This is a genomic window from Microbacterium sp. C23T, assembly GCF_053345975.1.
In genome coordinates, this window is the sequence record NZ_JBKFBD010000005.1 from 25,664 (window position 1) to 41,274 (window position 15,611).

At 70.9% G+C, this 15,611-nt stretch carries 16 protein-coding genes; 8 read left to right on the top strand and 8 right to left on the bottom strand.

Annotated elements, in window-relative coordinates; translation table 11 throughout:
• Positions 1 to 11: 11 nt before the first annotated feature.
• The 3 genes from ACLBXX_RS04025 to ACLBXX_RS04035 all read right to left on the bottom strand — a co-directional run bounded on the left by ACLBXX_RS04025 (position 12) and on the right by ACLBXX_RS04035 (position 2,064).
• Entirely contained in the window at positions 12 to 224 is a 213-nt protein-coding gene (locus ACLBXX_RS04025; protein ID WP_447656934.1) for a hypothetical protein, read from the bottom strand.
• Positions 225 to 467: 243 nt separating this feature from the next.
• Positions 468 to 662, bottom strand: coding sequence for a hypothetical protein (locus ACLBXX_RS04030; protein WP_387143875.1), 195 nt, complete (start codon positions 660 to 662; stop codon positions 468 to 470).
• 163 nt (positions 663 to 825) lie between these two features.
• Positions 826 to 2,064: an acyl-CoA dehydrogenase family protein gene (locus tag ACLBXX_RS04035; protein ID WP_447656935.1), complete on the bottom strand. Its 1,239-nt coding sequence runs from the start codon at positions 2,062 to 2,064 to the stop codon at positions 826 to 828.
• 147 nt (positions 2,065 to 2,211) lie between these two features.
• On the opposite strand from ACLBXX_RS04035, the gene ACLBXX_RS04040 reads away from it, so the two are divergent.
• The 4 genes from ACLBXX_RS04040 to ACLBXX_RS04055 are packed head-to-tail and all read left to right on the top strand — an operon-like array spanning position 2,212 to position 5,770.
• Positions 2,212 to 3,150 (top strand): hypothetical protein, encoded by a 939-nt coding sequence (locus ACLBXX_RS04040; RefSeq protein ID WP_447656936.1) that lies wholly within the window; start codon positions 2,212 to 2,214, stop codon positions 3,148 to 3,150.
• Positions 3,147 to 4,889 carry a Dyp-type peroxidase gene (locus ACLBXX_RS04045; protein WP_447656937.1) on the top strand — a complete coding sequence of 581 codons (1,743 nt, stop codon included), beginning with the start codon at positions 3,147 to 3,149 and terminating at the stop codon, positions 4,887 to 4,889. Before ACLBXX_RS04040 ends, ACLBXX_RS04045 begins: the two co-directional genes overlap by 4 nt.
• A gap of 7 nt (positions 4,890 to 4,896) precedes the next feature.
• A complete protein-coding gene (locus ACLBXX_RS04050) occupies positions 4,897 to 5,304 on the top strand; it encodes an ester cyclase (protein ID WP_387143863.1) in 408 nt (135 codons plus the stop codon).
• A 43-nt stretch (positions 5,305 to 5,347) separates the two neighbouring features.
• Positions 5,348 to 5,770 (top strand): DUF1801 domain-containing protein, encoded by a 423-nt coding sequence (locus ACLBXX_RS04055; protein WP_447656938.1) that lies wholly within the window; start codon positions 5,348 to 5,350, stop codon positions 5,768 to 5,770.
• Here ACLBXX_RS04055 and ACLBXX_RS04060 read toward each other — a convergent pair.
• From ACLBXX_RS04060 to ACLBXX_RS04075, 4 genes are all read right to left on the bottom strand, one after another.
• Positions 5,767 to 6,156 (bottom strand): MmcQ/YjbR family DNA-binding protein, encoded by a 390-nt coding sequence (locus ACLBXX_RS04060; RefSeq protein WP_387143857.1) that lies wholly within the window; start codon positions 6,154 to 6,156, stop codon positions 5,767 to 5,769. The genes ACLBXX_RS04055 and ACLBXX_RS04060 overlap by 4 nt on opposite strands.
• A gap of 53 nt (positions 6,157 to 6,209) precedes the next feature.
• Positions 6,210 to 7,322: an alcohol dehydrogenase catalytic domain-containing protein gene (locus ACLBXX_RS04065; RefSeq protein WP_447656939.1), complete on the bottom strand. Its 1,113-nt coding sequence runs from the start codon at positions 7,320 to 7,322 to the stop codon at positions 6,210 to 6,212.
• Positions 7,323 to 7,403: 81 nt separating this feature from the next.
• Positions 7,404 to 10,124 carry a cation-translocating P-type ATPase gene (locus ACLBXX_RS04070; RefSeq protein WP_447656940.1) on the bottom strand — a complete coding sequence of 907 codons (2,721 nt, stop codon included), beginning with the start codon at positions 10,122 to 10,124 and terminating at the stop codon, positions 7,404 to 7,406.
• Positions 10,125 to 10,187: 63 nt separating this feature from the next.
• On the bottom strand, positions 10,188 to 10,877 hold the full coding sequence (locus ACLBXX_RS04075) for a TetR family transcriptional regulator (protein WP_311292706.1): 690 nt from the start codon (positions 10,875 to 10,877) through the stop codon (positions 10,188 to 10,190).
• Positions 10,878 to 11,004: 127 nt separating this feature from the next.
• Between ACLBXX_RS04075 and ACLBXX_RS04080 the strand changes: the two genes are divergently transcribed.
• The 3 genes from ACLBXX_RS04080 (at position 11,005) to sucD (ending at position 14,792) form a co-directional block, all read left to right on the top strand.
• Positions 11,005 to 12,603 (top strand): FAD-dependent oxidoreductase, encoded by a 1,599-nt coding sequence (locus ACLBXX_RS04080; protein WP_447656941.1) that lies wholly within the window; start codon positions 11,005 to 11,007, stop codon positions 12,601 to 12,603.
• A gap of 88 nt (positions 12,604 to 12,691) precedes the next feature.
• Positions 12,692 to 13,855, top strand: coding sequence for an ADP-forming succinate--CoA ligase subunit beta (sucC, locus tag ACLBXX_RS04085; RefSeq protein WP_376009514.1), 1,164 nt, complete (start codon positions 12,692 to 12,694; stop codon positions 13,853 to 13,855).
• Between the two features lie 34 nt (positions 13,856 to 13,889).
• Positions 13,890 to 14,792: a succinate--CoA ligase subunit alpha gene (sucD, locus tag ACLBXX_RS04090; protein ID WP_387143844.1), complete on the top strand. Its 903-nt coding sequence runs from the start codon at positions 13,890 to 13,892 to the stop codon at positions 14,790 to 14,792.
• Between the two features lie 59 nt (positions 14,793 to 14,851).
• On the opposite strand, the gene ACLBXX_RS04095 is transcribed toward sucD, so the two are convergent.
• A complete protein-coding gene (locus tag ACLBXX_RS04095; protein ID WP_387143841.1) occupies positions 14,852 to 15,085 on the bottom strand; it encodes a tautomerase family protein in 234 nt (77 codons plus the stop codon).
• A gap of 85 nt (positions 15,086 to 15,170) precedes the next feature.
• Here ACLBXX_RS04095 and ACLBXX_RS04100 point away from each other — a divergent pair, with 85 nt between their 5' ends.
• Entirely contained in the window at positions 15,171 to 15,611 is a 441-nt protein-coding gene (locus tag ACLBXX_RS04100) for a nitroreductase family deazaflavin-dependent oxidoreductase (RefSeq protein WP_447656942.1), read from the top strand.

Sequence of the window (15,611 nt, forward strand, 5' to 3'; positions counted from 1 at the left end):
TCGGCGGACCCTCATCGCGTGGCGACGGGCGTCGCGCGCCGGGCGGAGCGGTGCGGCCACCAGGAGTGGTGATGAGTGGATGCCGCCGACGCGCGTCGTGTGGCCGGCGCCGAGGGGGTCTCGGCGTCGTGCTCCGCGTGCTGCGCGAGCAGGGCCACCTCTCGACGCAGGTCCTCCGCGCGATGCGCGTTGAGCACCGAGGCGAGGTACGTGGTGTCGTTCATGTGCGTCTCCTGTCGAGCGACCGCTGCTGCGGGCTTCTTACAGGTACGACTGTCCTCGCTAAGGGGTCGGCCGCTCATCGGGCGGATGCCCTATTCGCGGCATCCACGTCCTCAGATCGGGTTCGGGGGCGCATCAGGGGCCCGTGCGTCAGAAGAAGGCGAAGCCGGTACCGGCTTCGCCCTCTTCGTGCGCACTCGCGTGGACGGTTCGGGGTGTGCGCCCCCCGGTCTGTGGAATCGCGGTCAGTGACCCGCGATGGCCGTGGCACCCGCACCGTGGTGCAGAACCCCGCGGAACCAGGCCGCCAGCGACTGCCCGGCAGGCCGAGCCGGCGACTGCCCGCGCTCGCGGTGGGCGCGCATCATCTCGTTCTGGCGGACGAGGTCTTCGGCGCGGTGCTGGTCGAGGATGTAGCCGGTGAAAGTCGTGTCGTTCATGGGTCTCTCCTGTCTGCGGCGGAACTCGGATCGGTTCCGGTTGTGCTGACAGGTACGACTTTCCTCGCTAAGGCGGGTGCCCCTCATCGGGCGATCGCCTTGTCTTGACGGCCGCAGGTACCTTAGTCCGGCCACCCAGCGTCTTAAGCCGGCGTCGAACGCCTCAGGCGAAGGCGCTCATGCCCGTGATGTCGCGGCCGATGAGCAGCGCCTGGATGCTCTCGGTGCCCTCGTACGTGTGGATCGCCTCGATGTCGGCGAGGTGCTGCATGACGCCGTTCTCGAGCAGGATGCCGTTGCCGCCGAGCATGTCGCGGGCGGTCGACGCGATCCGGCGCGCGGCGCGGGTGTTGTGGTACTTCGCGAGCGAGGCCTGCGTCGGACGCAGCTCGCCGCGCTCCTCGAGATCGGCCATCCAGCGGCAGTACAGCTGCATCGCCGTGAGCTCCTCGAGCATGTTCGCGAGGCGCTCCTGCACCATCTGGAACTTCGCGAGGGGCTTGCCGAACTGGATGCGCTGCTGCGAGTACGCGAGCGCCGCCTCGTAGCAGGCGGTCGCGTGGCCCAGCGCCGACCACGCGACACCCGAGCGGGTCGAGTACAGCACGGTCGAGGCATCCTTGAAGCTCTTCGTGCCCGGCAGCACCGCATCGGACGCCACGCGCACGCCGTCGAGACTGATATGCGCCTGATGGATGCCGCGCAGCGACGCCTTGCCGGCGATCACGGTGCCCGTGTACCCCGGGGTGTCCTGCTCGACGACGAAGCAGCGCACCGCACCGTGGAACTCGTCGTCGTCGGCCTCGACGCGCGCCCACACGAACGTGATGCCGCCCGAGGCGCCGTTGCCGATCCACTTCTTCGCGCCGTCGATCACCCACTCCTGCGTTGCGGCGTCCCACCGGGCCACCGTCTCGAGAGACACGGAGTCCGATCCGTGGTCGGGTTCGGTGAGGGCGAAGGATGCCGCGACCTCGCCTCTGGCGACCGGCACCAGCCAGCGCGCCTGCTGCTCGTCGCTGCCGAACAGCGCGAGCGTGCGGAGGGCGAGACCGCCCTGGACGGCGAGCACCGTGCCGAGCGAGCCGTCGCCGCGGGAGATCTCCATGTTCACCAGGCCCGCCGCCAGCGGCGAGAAGCGGGTGAGCACCGGATGCACGATGCCGTCGTTGAACAGGTCCAGCTCGCCGCCGCGCATCGCGATGTCGAGCGGGTACTCGCCGGCGTCCCAGGCGTCCTGCATGCGCGTGCCCACCTCGTCGACGTAGGCCTGCGCGCGCTCCCACACCTCGCGATCGGCGGCGGGGATGTCGGCGAACACGGCGTAGTAGTCGGTGCCGCGCCGGCGGGTGACGTCGTAGCCCTCGACGCGCTGGCCGGGGCGGGGCTGGAAGTCGGTCACGATCGGACTCCTGGCGTGTGGGTGTGCGGTGGTGCGGTATCCGATTCTCGTGGAACTGAATCCCACGATCAATAGTACTCAGTGTCATGTGCCGCGCCCGGAATGTCTGCGTGCGCACCGCCCGCCCCCGCTGCTAGCTTCTCGAGCATGGAACTGGTCCGGTTCTCGGCGCCCGCACACCTCGACGATGCGGGGCCGGGGTCGGACTTCCCCGATCGGTGGCACGACCTCGTGAGCGGGCTGATCGCCGCGTCGACCGAGGTGAGCGGGCGCGGCGCGTACGTGAACCCGGTGCTGCGTCCCGGGAGACGCGATCGCGAGCGGGCGATCACCTGGACGGGGCTCTCGAGGCCGCTGCTCATGGAGCATCGCGACGATCGTCGTGCCGCGTACGCGGCGGCGGAATCGCGCGAGGTGCAGATCGAGTACCTCGAGTGGCACGTCGAGAAGGTGGACGGCAGGATCGCGCGCGTCACCTTCACCACCGAGACGCCGGAGTATTGGATGCTGCTCGCCGAGGTGCACCCCGACACCGTGCTCGCGCTCTACCGGCGACTCGTCTCGCCGGCTGTCGCGGCGCAGGACCTCTTCCCCGACGGCGGCGAGTACGACCCCCGGAACCGGTGGAACACGACCGACGGCATCGTGCACTACGTCATGCCCATCAACTCGATGGGCGACCTGCTCGGCGTCTCGCAGGAGAGCGAGCCGTCGCAGCACGCCGTCGACGGCTACGACGCCCTGCCGTACTCGCGGGCGACCGGGGCCGACGCCCGCATCAACTTCGACGTCTGGGCGATGTCGCGGCAGGGGCTGTCGGTCGCCACGGCGGATCCGCCTGGGCTCTACATGATCGGCTGGGACGACTCGGGCTGGACGAAGCCCGACGGGACGCCGGTCGGCGACTACTGGACGATCGAGCGCGGCGCGCAGGGCGCGGCGCTCCGGGTTGCCTACGAAGTGCCGGCAGGCGAGGGGTTCCTGGTGGGCGACATCCGCATCGGCGGGCGGCCGATCGAGTTCGGCGGCCAGATCGCCGAGCACATCACCATGTCGGCGCACGTCGTGAGCGGGGGAGCGGCATGAGCGGCGAGGGAGCGCACGCGCTCGCGGGGCTCATGGCGGGCGGCGTCCCGCGGCTTTCGGGCATCGAGCTGCCCGCGCCGGAGCCCGGGCCCGTCGCACGCGCGCTCGCGGCGGACGCGTTCCCGGAGGGAGAGCCGCGGTTCGATCCGGCGACGACCGCCGACATCCAGGGCAACGTCATCCCCGGGTTCAACAAGGACCACCAGCGGTTCCTGTTCCTGCGGATCGAAGACGTCGAACGCTCCCGCGGCTGGCTCACATGGCTCGCGCCGCGCCTCAGCAGCATGCAGGAGGTGCTGGACTTCCGTCGCGAGTTCCGGCGGGAGCGACTGCGGACGGGCGTCACCGTGCCCGCGACACCCGCCACCTGGGTCGCCTTCGCGCTCTCGGGACCGGCCGTCGCGAAGCTCCTGGGCGACGAGGCGCGGGACGCGATGAGCGATGAGGCGTTCCGGCAGGGACTCGCCGCGCGCTCGACCTACCTCGGAGATCCGGCGGACTCCGCGGAGCCCGGACACCGGGCCGGCTGGCGCGTCGGAGGCGAGGAATCGGAGGCCGACTTCCTCGTCACGGTCGCCGCCGATTCCGCCGCGGATGCCGACGCCGAGGCATCCGTGATCCTCGAAGAGGGTGCGCGGAACGGGGTGTCGGTGCTCTTCGCTCAGGCGGGCGAGAACTTGCCGGGCAACCTCGGCGGACACGAGCACTTCGGCTTCAAGGACGGCGTCTCGCAGCCCGGTGTGCGGGGCGCGTCGGCCGACGGCGAACTGCTCGCCCCGCGCTACCTCGCCCCGCGCGACCCGCACGCGCGCCTGTTCGGTAAGGCGGGTCAGCCGCTCGTCTGGCCGGGTCAGTTCGTGCTCGGGATGCCTCGGCAGAACCCCGCCGACCCGCTCGTGCCTGCCGGTGAGGAGGGGGTGTTCCCCGACTGGGCGCGTCTCGGCTCGTACCTCGTCTGCCGGCGCCTAGCCCAGGACGTCCCCGCGTTCTGGGACTTCGCGGCCGCCGCGAGCGCCGAGTTCGGCACGGACCCGGTGCACTTCGCCGCGCTGATGGTCGGCCGCTGGCCCAGCGGCGCACCGGTCTCCCGAACCCCGGAGAGCGACGACCTCGACCTCGCCGGCGACGAGTTCGCGAACAACCACTTCCAGTTCGACGACGACACGAAGATGTGGACGCCGGAGGCCGGCCTCCTGGACGGGGGCTACGGCGGCGACGGGCACCCGAAGGCACGGGCCGACGTCTTCGGCGACGTGTGCCCGATGGCGGGGCACATCCGCAAAGTGAACCCGCGCGACAGCGGCACCGACTTCGGCGCGCCCGCCGACACGATGCTGCGGCTGATGCTGCGGCGCGGCATCCCGTACGGACCTGTGCTCGCGGGTGTCGCCGATCCGTCACCGGAGCTGGTCGCCGCCGAGCGCGGACTCATGTTCGTCGCGCACATGGCGTCGATCGAGGACCAGTTCGAGTTCGTCACACGGCGGTGGGCGAACTCCGCACTCCAGCCCAACGCCGGCGGCCACGACCCGATCATCGGCCAGGCGGACGTCCACGGCGCTCGCGACCGCTCGTTCGAGATGCGCACGCCGTCGGGCGAGGCGAAGAGGTTCGTCCTCGACCGCGAGTGGGTGACGCCGACCGGTGGCGGCTACTTCTTCGCCCCGGCCATCTCGGCCGTGGGTGGGCACCTCGCCACGGGCGCGGAGGGACGAGGGCCGGTCCGGGCGCCCGGATAATGAGGAGGTGGAGCCGTGGGAGATGCGCGAGTGGTACGCCGACTTCCTCGATGCGTGCAACCGCCACGACCTCGATGCGATCCGTTCGTTCCTCGATCCCTCGGTGCGCCGAGCCCACCTGCCGGCGGGCGCGGACGCCTGGATCGACGACCTGGCGGACCTGTTCGACGCGTTCCCGGACTGGCGGTGGCGGCGCATCCAGCTCGTCGCCGAAGACGACCGCCTCGCCGCCCACGTGCGCGGCAGCGGCACCCAGGTGGGGGCGTTCCGCGGCGTCGCGCCGACCCGCCGGCACGTCAACGTGGCCGAGTTCTCGATGTACCGGGTGGTCAGCGGGCGCATCACCGAGTACTCCGGCTCGGATGCGCGATTCGAGCTTCTGGACCAGCTGAGCGGATCGCCGGCCGGCCGCTGACAGCCTCTGGTCCCGTGTCGGCCTCGGCCGCCATAATGGCGGCGTGAGCGAGATCAAGACCCAGGCGACGGACGCGGATGTGTCGGCGTTCCTCGAGGCGGCGACGCCGCAGCGACGGCGCGACGACGGACTGGCCCTGGCGGAGATCTTCCGCGAGGTGACCGGGGCGGAGCCCGTGATGTGGGGTCCGTCGATGGTCGGGTACGGCAGTTACCGGTACGTGTCTCCGTCCGACCCCAAGCGGCAGGGCCAGTGGCCGAAGACCGCGTTCTCGCCGCGCAAGGCGCAGCTCTCGCTCTACGGGCTGAAGGACCTGCCCGAGGGAGCCGAGCTGCTGCCGGAGCTCGGAAAGTACACCGAGGGTGCGGGCTGCGTGTACGTCAAGAAGCTCGACGACATCGATCTCGGCGTCCTGCGGCGGCTGATCGCCATCGCGTGGGGGCGCGGCGACGACCCGCTGCCCTAACCCGCCTGCTCGTCGAACTCGCGTCGCAGATACTTCGGCGCCTGCACGCGCCACGCCTCGGTGACCAGCTCGGCGAGGTGGTCACCGTCGATGCCGGCCATGCGGAACGCGATCTTCGGTTCGCCCCAGGGCGTCGTCGTGCGGAGGAACACGTCGGGTTCCATCTCGACCAGGGCCAGGGCGTCGATCGGGTCGGCGACCTTGACCCCGACGACGAGCTCGGACGCGATGATGGCCCGCACGTCGTCGGGGATGCTCGGCCACGGATGGCACTCCCAGGCGTACAGCTTGTTGCGCACGAACCAGGCGGCGCCGCCCGTCGTCGCGCGCTCCTCGCTCCCGGGGAGCCCGGCCGCGGTGCCGCGCAGATCGTCGAGGGTGGCCACGCCCCGAGCCTACGGCGCACCTCCGACGCGCCCCTGGCCCCTGCGCCGTTCGGTCAGAACGTGATCAGCTGGCGCAGCTCGCCGCCTGCGGCGAGCCGGTCCATGGCAGCGTCGAGGTCGTCGAGGCCGATGCGGGACGAGACGAGCCGCTCGAGTGGGAGGCGTCCGGCCCGCCACAGCTCGACGTAGCGGGGGATGTCGCGGCTCGGCACGGCGGAGCCGAGATAGCTGCCGATGACGGTCCGGGCCTCGGCGGTGAGCAGCAGCGGGGACACGCTCGCGCGCGCGTCGGGCGCCGGCAGCCCGACCGTGACCGTGGTGCCGCCCGGCGCGGTCAGGGCGAGGGCGGTCTCGAACGCGCGCGCGGCGCCGGCCGCCTCCACGACGACGGGGGCACGGATGCCGCGGTCCACGGCTTCCGCGGGAGTCAGCGCCCCGCTCGCCCCGCACTCCAGGGCCGCGGCGAGCTTGGAAGGCACCGTGTCGACCCCGATGACCTCGTGCCCGAGTGCGACGGCGACGAGGAGCGACGCCATGCCGACGCCGCCGAGCCCGACCACGACGACCCGGTCGCCGGGTGCCGGGCGACCGGCGTTGACCACCGCGCCGCCGCCGGTGAGCACCGCGCACCCGAGCAGTGCGGCGATCTCGGCCGGCACGTCGGGGTCGACGCGCACGACCGATGCGCGACTCACCACGGCGTAGGTGGCGAAGGCCGAGACACCGAGGTGGTGGTGCACGTCCTGCTGCTCGCCCTCGCGACCGCGGTGGAGACGGATGCCGCCACCGAGCAGCGTGCCCGCGGCATTGGCCGCCGAACCCGGCATGCACGGCAGGCGCCCGTCGGTGAGGCATCCGTCGCACTCGCCGCAGCGGGGAAGGAACGTCATGACCACGCGATCGCTGACGGCGAGATCGTCGACATCGTCGCCGAGCTGCTCGACGGTGCCGGCGGCCTCGTGGCCCAGCAGCATCGGCACCGGTCGCACGCGGTTGCCGTCGACGACACTGAGGTCGGAGTGGCACACCCCCGCGGCTTCGATCCGCACGAGCAGTTCGCCGGGTCCGGGTGGGTCCAGCTCGAGCTCGCCCACCGTGAACGGGCGCGTCCCGGCGAACGGCGGCTCGGCGCCCGAGACCTCGAGCACTGCTCCGGTGATCCTCATGCGACCTCCTCGTCGTGCGACCGTACCCCGAACGGAGAACGCGCGCCCCCATTCGGGTGGCGCGCGTCCTCTGCGTCGGTGTCAGGCCTGCGCGGCGCGGCGACGGAGCCGCGCGCGGCGGATCCACTTCTCGAGCTCGATCAGCACCGGGACGAGCAGGGCGAGGCCGAGGGCGGTGAGCCATTCGTTGCCCGAGAGGCTCACCGTCCCGACGAGGCGCTGCATGAACGGCACCTCGACCGCGACGACCGTGAGGGCCAGCGGGATCGACAGCCACTTCACCGCGTCGATGATCGGTGCGGCAAGGCCCGACTCGGGGTCGCGGCGCATGACGAGTCCGCCGAAGATCGAGCCGAGCGCGCAGACCACGAACGCCATCGTGACCGGCACGTTGGGCACGGTCGAGCTGAGCAGGTCGGGGTACAGGAGCAGCGGGACGAGCGTCGTGACGAAGATCAGGCCGCCGTAGACGAACCAGAGCGTCACCGCCGCCGGGTTGGCGATCGTCTTCTTCGGGTCGCGCGGCGGCTTCAGCATGATGCCGTCGGGCACCGGATCGAGGAGGATCACGATGACCGGGAAGATGGCGATGAAGAAGTTCAGGAACAGCACCATGATCGGCGTGAGCGGCACGCCGTTGTTGATGTCGAAGATGCTCGCGACGAGGAACAGCAGCACGAGCGAGAACAGCTGCGACATCTGGAACCGGACGTAGCTGACGATCTTCTCGTAGATCGAGCGACCCAGGCGCACCGCCGTCACGAGGGTGCCGAAGTTGTCGTCGACGAGGATCATCTTCCCCGCCTGCTTCGTGACGTCGCTGCCGGAGCCCATCGCGACGCCGATGTCGGCCTGCTTGAGGGCGGCGGCGTCGTTCACGGCGTCGCCGGTCATCGCGACGACCGCGCCCTCCTCCTGCATGAGGCGCGCGAGACGCAGCTTGTCCTCGGGGGTGACGCGGCCGAACATGTGCAGGTGCGGGAGCGCCTTCTTCAGCTCGTCGTCGCTCATCGCCTGGATCTCGGCACCGCTCGCCGCGCCGTCGCCGAGCCCGAGCTTCGCGCCGATCGCGGCGGCCGTGATCGCGTGGTCGCCGGTGATCATGCGGACCTCGATACCCGCCTCGCGCGCGATGCGCACGGCCTCCTTCGAGGACGGCCGCAGCGGGTCGATGATGCCGACGAGACCGACGAAGGTGAGGTCGGAGACAGCGGCCATGGGATCGTCGACCACCGGCGCGTCCGGCGCGAAGCGGCGGAAGGCGAACGCGAGGACGCGCAGGCCCTGCTCGGAGAGCGAGCGGTTCGCCTCGAGGATCGCGTCACGGCGGTCGGCGATGGGTACGACGCCCTCCATCGTCGCGACAGAGCTGCAGCGGTCGAGCACGACGTCGGGTCCGCCCTTGACGTAGCCGACGAGCGTCTCGACGCCTTCCACCGGGATCTCGTGGAACGTGCCCATGAACTTGTAGGCAGAGTCGAACGGCACCTCGGCGACGCGCGGGAACTTCGCCCGCGTGAGCTCCGCATCGGCGCCGAGCTTCGCGGCGAGCACGACGAGCGCGGCCTCCGTGGGGTCGCCGATCACGGCACCGTCGTCGGACACGGTCGCGTCGCTGCAGAGCGTGAGTCCGAGCGCGAGCTGGTTGAACTGGGGGACCGGCAGGCCCGCGACGTGGCGCACCTCGCCCGACTTCTCGTAGCCGGAGCCCGCGACGGTGAACCACTCGCCGCGGTAGTACAGCGACTCGACCGTCATCTCGTTCATCGTGAGCGTGCCGGTCTTGTCGGAGTTGATGGCGCTCGTCGCGCCGAGCGTCTCGACGTCCGTCAGGTTCTTGACGACGGCCTTGTGCTCGGCGAGCTGGCGCGAGCCGTACGAGAGCATGGCCTGCACGAACGAGGGCATGCCGGTCGGGATCGCCGAGATCGCCATCGAGATGCCGAGGAGGATCACCGAGGCGATCTCCTGGCCGCGCAGCAGGCCGGTGATGATGATGATCGCGACAGCGCCCCACGCGATCCAGCCGAGCACGCCCGTGAGTGAGTCGAGCTCGCGCTGCAGCGGCGACTTGGCGGGCTTGACGGCCGAGAGCATCGATGCGATCTGACCCATCTGGGTCTGCATGCCGGTGTCGGTGATGACCACCGACGCCGTGCCGCGCGTCACCTGGGTGTTCTGGAACACCATGTTCGTGCGGTCGCCCAGCGTGGTCTCGGCGTCGGCGAGGGTGCCGGCATCCTTCGGGATCGGCGCGCTCTCGCCGGTGAGCGCCGCCTCCTGCGTCTCGAGCGTCGCCGAGCGCACGATGCGTCCGTCGGCGGGCACGATGTCACCGGCTTCGAGGGCGACGATGTCGCCGGGCACCAGGGTCGTGGCGTCGACCTGCACCAGCGATCCGTCGCGGACGACCTTCGCCTGCGGGATCTGCATCTTGGCGAGGGCGTCGACGGATGCCTTCGCCTTCATCTCCTGACGCGTGCCGAGCACGATGTTCAGCACGACGAGCGCGCCCACGAGGATGCCGACGCTGACCTGGTTGATGAAGAGGCTGATGATCGCGACGGCGACCAGCATGACGTTCATCGGATCCGCGAGCTGCTGCAGCGCGACCTGCCACGTCGACGGCGGCTTCTCGGCCGCGATCGAGTTGGGTCCGTGCTCGGCGAGCCGCTGGGCGGCGTCGGCGGCGGTCAGGCCGCGGTCGCGGTCGCTGCGCAGGGCGGCGACCACGGCATCGGGATCCTGTGTGTACCAGGGGGCTTTTCCTGCCGTGTCCGGCGAGGTGTCCACGGTGCTCATGGCATGAACATACCGCCGCACCGAGACCGTGCGACGACGAATTTCAGCGACGCGCCGCGGCGGTCAGTCGTCCAGCCGCTCGCGCAGTCGGCGGGCCACTTCGGCGGTCGGCATGGACCGCGGGAACACCGCGACGACCACCTGGTCGGCGGCCGGATCCGCCTCGCCGTCCGGAAGCACGCCGAAACGACGGCGGGCGTCGTCGAGCGCCGTGCGCAGCACCGAGACCGGCACCTTCTTCGGACCGCGGATGAGCCGGCGCAGCACGTGGTTGTGGATCGCCGTGATGAGCGCCGAGAATCCGACGGCGTCCAGCGGGTCGAGGCCCGGCAGCGACGCGCGCAGGTACTCGTCGAAGAGCCGCTCGTACCGGAACACCGTCACGATCTCGCGATCGCGCAGCGCCGGCACGCCGCGCACGACCGCATAGCGTCGCCGCGCGAGCTCGGGGTCGGCCGCGAAGTGCGCGTACACGAAGACGGATGCCTCGCACACGGCCGCCCACGGATCGCGATGCGGCTGCGCCAGGAACTCGCGCAGGCGCTCGAGGAGCAGCTCGTGGTCGGTGAAGACGACGTCGTCCTTGCCGCCGAACTGCCGGAAGAAGGTGGAGCGCGACACCCCGGCGGCCTGCGCGATCTGCTCGACCGAGGTCTGGTCGAACCCCTGCTCGGCGAAGAGCTCGAGCGCGGCGGCGACCACGGCCGCGCGGGAGGCGGCCTGGGCGGCGGAAGCGGCAGCGGTGTCGGACATCTCGGGGGAGAGCCTAGTCCGCACGCCCGCGCGACCGCGGCATGCCGTCGCGCGCCACGCCCCGGTTCCCCCTCTGCGACTGTCAACGGGGTCGACACAGGCGCGCTCGAGGGCTTCACTGGGCTCCATGACGCCGATGACGCCGATCTGGAAGCAGGATGCCGAGAGCGTCGCGGGCACGCCGTTCGAGCCCGGCCGCAGGCGCGATGTCGTGGTCGTGGGCGCCGGCCTCACCGGCCTGTCGACCGCGCTGCTGCTGACGCGTCAGGGACTGGACGTCGCCGTCGTCGAGGCGGACGAGGTGGGCGGCCTCGCCTCGGGCGCGAACACCGGCAAGCTGACGCTGCTGCAGGGATCGGTGCTGTCGGCGCTGCGCCGCCACCACCCGGCGCGCCTCGTGCGCGCCTACGTCGAGTCGAACATCGACGGCGCGCGCTGGCTCACGGGCATCGCCGATGAGCTCGGTGTGTCGTATTCGCACCGCACGGCCTACTCGTACGCGCAGACGCCCGCAGGCGTCGCGGCCATCGAGGCCGAGCTGCACGCCGCGACCGAGGCGGGATTGCCGGTGCGGCGCGTCGAGCCCGACCTGCTCGCCCAGACGCCGTTCGACATGGTCGACGCCGTGGCGCTCGATCGGCAGGTCGCGATCGATCCGCAACGCCTGCTCGTGGCACTCACACACGCGCTGCTGCGCGAGGGCGGGACGCTGCACACCGGCGTGCGTGTGACCCGGGTGCACACCGTGCCGCGCGCGGGCGTCGAGACCGAGGCGGGGTACGTCGCCGCGGACTATGTCGTGCTGGCGACCGCGACACCCATCACCGACCGGGGGCTGTACTTCGCCAAAGTGCGGGGACTGCGCTCGTCGGGCGTCGCCTTCGCGACCGAAGGGCCCCTCCTCGAGGGGCTCTACCTGGCCGTCGACGGGGAGACGAAGTCGGTGCGGTCGATCACCGCGAACGACGGTCCGGCGCATGCGGCGCAGCTCGTCGTCGGCGGCAACGGCTTCGCGGTCGGGCGATCGCCCTCTCCGCTGGCCGAGGTGAACGGGCTCGTGGCGTGGACGCAGCATCACTTCCCCGGCGCGGAGCCGGTGGCGTCCTGGTCGGCGCAGGACTACGAGTCGCACGACCTCATGCCCTTCGTCGGCGCGATGCCGCGGGGGCTCGGCCGCATCCGCTTCGCGACCGGCTATGCGAAGTGGGGTCTCTCGAACGCGCCGGCCGCCGCGTTGCGGCTGACGGCGGAGATCACGCGGGTGCCGCGCCGCGAACGCCCGGACTGGATGAATGTCATCTCGACGCGCTTCACCGTGCCCGCCGACCTCGCCCGCGGCGGCGTGCAGAACCTGCGCATCGGGTGGGAAGCCGCAGCGGGGTGGATCGGCGCGCAGGCCGCACCGACGCCGGTGCGCCGTCCCGTGGAGGGTGAGGGGGTCGTGGCGAGCCGGGCCGGGCAGCCGGTGGGGATCTCCACGGTCGAGGGGCACACGTGCGCCGTGAGCGCGGTGTGCACGCACCTGGGCGGCGTGCTGCGGTGGAACGATGCCGAGCTCACGTGGGACTGCCCGCTGCACTCGTCACGGTTCACCGCGGACGGACGCCGCATCGAGGGACCCGCGCTTCGTGACCTCGCGCGCCTGCCCCGAGTGCCCGGCGAAGAAGTCGAAGAGGCGGACGAGCCCGGCGCGTCGCTGCGGTCAGAACCGGACATCGACCGGTAGTAGGCTGGGGGACTGGTCGATATCTCGACGTCGAGACGCTTTTGAGCGTCGTCCCCACCCCCATTCGCCACCTGCGAAGGAAATCACTGTGGATCTGTACGAGTACCAGGCACGAGACCTTTTCGAGAAGTACGAGGTGCCGGTGCTCGCCGGCATCGTCGCGGACACGCCGGAGGAGGTGCGTGCCGCAGCCGAGAAGATCGGCGGTGTCGTCGTCGTCAAGGCCCAGGTCAAGACCGGCGGTCGCGGCAAGGCCGGCGGCGTGAAGGTCGCGAAGACGCCCGACGAGGCCTACGAGGCCGCGAAGGCCATCCTCGGCCTCGACATCAAGGGTCACGTCGTCAAGCGCGTCATGGTCGCGCAGGGTGCCCGCATCGACAAGGAGTACTACTTCTCGGTGCTGCTGGACCGCGCCAACCGCTCGTACCTGTCGCTCGCGAGCGTCGAGGGCGGCATGGAGATCGAGGAGCTCGCGGTCGAGCGCCCCGAGGCGCTCGCGCGCATCGACGTCAACCCGGGATCGGGCATCGACAAGGCGAAGGCCGTCGAGATCGCCGAGGCCGCCGGCTTCTCCGCCGACCTGGTCGACAAGGTGAGCGACGTCTTCGTCAAGCTCTACAACGTCTACAAGGGTGAGGACGCGACGCTCGTCGAGGTCAACCCGCTCGTCCTCACCGAAGAGGGCGACGTCATCGCCCTCGACGGCAAGGTCTCGCTCGACGAGAACGCCGACTTCCGTCACGCCGGGCACGCGCTGCTCGAAGACAAGGACGCCGCAGACCCGCTCGAGGCGAAGGCCAAGGCCAACGACCTCAACTACGTCAAGCTCGACGGCGAGGTCGGCGTGATCGGCAACGGCGCGGGCCTCGTGATGTCGACGCTCGACGTCGTCGCCTACGCCGGTGAGAACCACGGCGGCGTGAAGCCCGCCAACTTCCTCGACATCGGCGGCGGCGCCTCGGCCGAGGTCATGGCCGCGGGCTTGGACGTCATCCTGGGCGACCCGCAGGTGAAGTCGGTGTTCGTCAACGTGTTCGGCGGCATCACCGCGTGCGACGCGGTCGCCAAGGGCATCGTCGGCGCACTCGCCGAGCTCGGCTCGTCCGCCTCGAAGCCGCTGGTCGTGCGCCTGGACGGCAACAAGGTCGAGGAGGGCCGCGCGATCCTGCGCGACGCCAACCACCCGCTCGTGACCCTGGCCGAGACGATGGACGAGGGCGCCGACAAGGCCGCCGAGCTCGCCAACGCCTGAACCGCAGACATCCGGAACTAGGAAAGAACCAGACATGTCGATCTTCCTCAACAAGGACTCCAAGGTCATCGTCCAGGGCATCACCGGCGGCGAGGGCACCAAGCACACCGCGCTCATGCTCAAGGCCGGCACTCAGGTCGTCGGCGGCGTGAACGCCCGCAAGGCCGGCACCACCGTGCTGCACACCGACGCCGACGGCAACCCCGTCGAGCTCCCCGTCTTCGCGTCCGTCGAAGAGGCCATCGCGGCCACCGGCGCCGACGTCTCGATCGCCTTCGTGCCGCCCGCGTTCACCAAGAGCGCCATGGTCGAGGCCATCGACGCCGAGATCCCCCTCCTCGTCGTGATCACCGAGGGCGTGCCCGTCGGCGACACCGCCGAGGCGTGGGCGTACGCGCAGTCGAAGGGCAACAAGACCCGCATCATCGGCCCGAACTGCCCCGGCATCATCACGCCCGGTGAGTCGCTGGTCGGCATCACGCCCGCCAACATCACCGGCAAGGGCCCGATCGGCCTCGTGTCGAAGTCGGGCACCCTGACCTACCAGATGATGTACGAGCTGCGTGAGATCGGCTTCTCGACGGCCATCGGCATCGGCGGCGACCCGATCATCGGCACGACGCACATCGACGCGCTCGCCGCGTTCGAGGCCGACCCCGAGACCAAGGCGATCGTCATGATCGGCGAGATCGGCGGCGACGCCGAGGAGCGCGCGGCCGACTTCATCAAGGCCAACGTGACCAAGCCGGTCGTCGGCTACGTCGCGGGCTTCACCGCCCCCGAGGGCAAGACCATGGGCCACGCCGGCGCCATCGTGTCGGGCTCGGCGGGCACCGCGCAGGCGAAGAAGGAGGCCCTCGAGGCCGCCGGCGTCAAGGTCGGCAAGACGCCGTCCGAGACCGCAGCCCTGATGCGCGAGATCATCGAGAGCCTGTAAGGCCTTCAACGAGGGACGGATGCCGCAGCCCCGGGCTGCAGCATCCGTCCCTCGTCGTTTCAGTCGGCGACGGAACCGCCGAAGCGGGCGACCTGGCCCGCGCGGTCGGAGTCCTCGCTGGCGAGCACGCCGCCGTTCGCGACGAAATCGGCGGCGACCTCTTCGAACATGATGCGGACGTCCTGACGGCGGGCGCCGAGCGCATCGACGGCGGCCTGCGTGACCTCCTCGGCGAAGCGGCGGCGCTGGTCGACGGTGCGTCCGGGGAGGAGTTCGACTCTGATGTTGGGCATGCACCGACGCTAGCCCGTCGGCCGCCGTGCGCGCGTCACGTGCGGCGTCGCCCGACCACGGCCGGGGCCGTCGTACGCTGAGGGGATGCCGCTGACCGGAAAGTACAAGCCGTCCACGTCCGAGTGGGCCCGCACGCAGGCCGAGGCGTTCGAAGCGTCGAACGGCGAGAAGGCGAACACCCTGCGGGGCGTGCCGATCATCGTGCTGACCACGGTCGGCGCAAAGTCCGGTGCCCTGCGCAAGACCGCGCTCATGCGCGTCGAGCACGACGGCCGCTACGCCGTCGTCGCGTCCAAGGGCGGCGCCCCGGACGAGCCCAAGTGGGCCGAGAACATGCGCCGGCAGTCCCATGTCGAGCTGCAGGACGCCGACGCGAAGCAGGACTACACCGCCCGGGAGCTGGCCGGCGACGAGCGTGTCGAATGGTGGGCGCGTGCCGCGGCGGTCTGGCCCGACTACGACAACTACCAGAAGCGCACCGACCGGCAGATCGCGATCTTCGTGCTCGAGCCGCACGACGACTGA

What these genes read in the sequence shown, in the direction of transcription:
- ACLBXX_RS04025 (WP_447656934.1), bottom strand. Translation starts at nt 224, where the DNA reads ATGAACGACACCACGTACCTCGCCTCGGTGCTCAACGCGCATCGCGCG.
- ACLBXX_RS04030 (WP_387143875.1), bottom strand. Translation starts at nt 662, where the DNA reads ATGAACGACACGACTTTCACCGGCTACATCCTCGACCAGCACCGCGCC.
- ACLBXX_RS04040 (WP_447656936.1), top strand. Translation starts at nt 2,212, where the DNA reads ATGGAACTGGTCCGGTTCTCGGCGCCCGCACACCTCGACGATGCGGGG.
- ACLBXX_RS04045 (WP_447656937.1), top strand. Translation starts at nt 3,147, where the DNA reads ATGAGCGGCGAGGGAGCGCACGCGCTCGCGGGGCTCATGGCGGGCGGC.
- ACLBXX_RS04065 (WP_447656939.1), bottom strand. Translation starts at nt 7,322, where the DNA reads ATGAGGATCACCGGAGCAGTGCTCGAGGTCTCGGGCGCCGAGCCGCCG.
- ACLBXX_RS04070 (WP_447656940.1), bottom strand. Translation starts at nt 10,124, where the DNA reads ATGAGCACCGTGGACACCTCGCCGGACACGGCAGGAAAAGCCCCCTGG.
- ACLBXX_RS04075 (WP_311292706.1), bottom strand. Translation starts at nt 10,877, where the DNA reads ATGTCCGACACCGCTGCCGCTTCCGCCGCCCAGGCCGCCTCCCGCGCG.
- ACLBXX_RS04080 (WP_447656941.1), top strand. Translation starts at nt 11,005, where the DNA reads ATGACGCCGATGACGCCGATCTGGAAGCAGGATGCCGAGAGCGTCGCG.
- sucD (WP_387143844.1), top strand. Translation starts at nt 13,890, where the DNA reads ATGTCGATCTTCCTCAACAAGGACTCCAAGGTCATCGTCCAGGGCATC.
- ACLBXX_RS04095 (WP_387143841.1), bottom strand. Translation starts at nt 15,085, where the DNA reads ATGCCCAACATCAGAGTCGAACTCCTCCCCGGACGCACCGTCGACCAG.
- ACLBXX_RS04100 (WP_447656942.1), top strand. Translation starts at nt 15,171, where the DNA reads ATGCCGCTGACCGGAAAGTACAAGCCGTCCACGTCCGAGTGGGCCCGC.